3 tRNA genes are annotated in these 358 nt (G+C 57.3%); all 3 read right to left on the reverse strand.

The features are described from left to right. Positions 1 to 76 (reverse strand) — tRNA-Glu (locus BW43_RS07730). Between the two features lie 78 nt (positions 77 to 154). Beyond that, positions 155 to 230, reverse strand: a tRNA-Ala gene (locus BW43_RS07725). Positions 231 to 280: 50 nt separating this feature from the next. Then, a tRNA-Glu gene (locus tag BW43_RS07720) sits at positions 281 to 356 on the reverse strand. Positions 357 to 358 lie beyond the last annotated feature (2 nt).

The following is a 358-nucleotide window of genomic DNA, read 5'->3' on the forward strand; positions in this document are numbered from 1 at the left end:
TGGCGTCCCCTAGGGGACTCGAACCCCTGTTACCGCCGTGAAAGGGCGGTGTCCTAGGCCACTAGACGAAGGGGACACAAACCTTCTATACAACTGACCGAGCTGAGATCGGTCGATTCAAGGACGGTGTGGCCGGAACCTTAAACCTGTAAATTGGTGGAGCTAAACGGGATCGAACCGTTGACCTCTTGCATGCCATGCAAGCGCTCTCCCAGCTGAGCTATAGCCCCAGATTTTTCGCCTCGCGGCGCAGCAGACCTTTCGAGCTGCTTGTTGAAAATGGCGTCCCCTAGGGGACTCGAACCCCTGTTACCGCCGTGAAAGGGCGGTGTCCTAGGCCACTAGACGAAGGGGACAA

It is taken from the genome of Pseudomonas sp. RIT357 (genome assembly GCF_000632245.1).
In the GTDB taxonomy this organism is placed as follows: Bacteria; Pseudomonadota; Gammaproteobacteria; order Pseudomonadales; family Pseudomonadaceae; genus Aquipseudomonas; species Aquipseudomonas sivasensis.